Source organism: Pantoea sp. CTOTU49201, from assembly GCF_032054795.1.
Taxonomy (GTDB): domain Bacteria; phylum Pseudomonadota; class Gammaproteobacteria; order Enterobacterales; family Enterobacteriaceae; genus Pantoea; species Pantoea symbiotica.
In genome coordinates, this window is the sequence record NZ_DAMBSA010000150.1 from 9,482 (window position 1) to 9,926 (window position 445).

The 445-nt window shown below is 57.1% G+C and carries 1 protein-coding gene; it reads left to right on the forward strand.

The window, feature by feature from the left end; all coding sequences use genetic code 11:
- A partial coding sequence (locus RTY00_RS12225; protein WP_312664633.1) for a U32 family peptidase occupies positions 1 to 445 on the forward strand: 445 nt, incomplete at both ends.

Below are 445 nucleotides of genomic sequence, written 5' to 3' on the forward strand. Positions count from 1 at the left end.
ATTCCGGCCGCTGCTTGCTCTCCGGCTACCTTAACAAACGCGATCCCAATCAGGGAACCTGCACCAACGCCTGCCGCTGGGAATATAAAGTGGAAGAAGGCAAGCAGGACGAGGTTGGCAATATTGTCGGATTCCATGAACCGGTTATGGTGCAAGAGCCTACGCTCGGCGTCGGCGCGACCACCGACCGCGTGTTCCTGCTGGAAGAGAAGATGAAGCCGGGTGAAGTGATGAGCGCCTTCGAGGATGAACACGGCACCTACATCATGAACTCAAAAGATCTGCGCGCGGTGGCGCACGTTGAACGTCTGAGCCAAATGGGCGTGCATTCGCTGAAAATTGAAGGTCGCACCAAATCCTTTTACTACTGCGCGCGCACCGCGCAGGTTTATCGTCGCGCCATTGACGATGCCGCAGCCGGCAAACCGTTCGATCCGGCACTGCT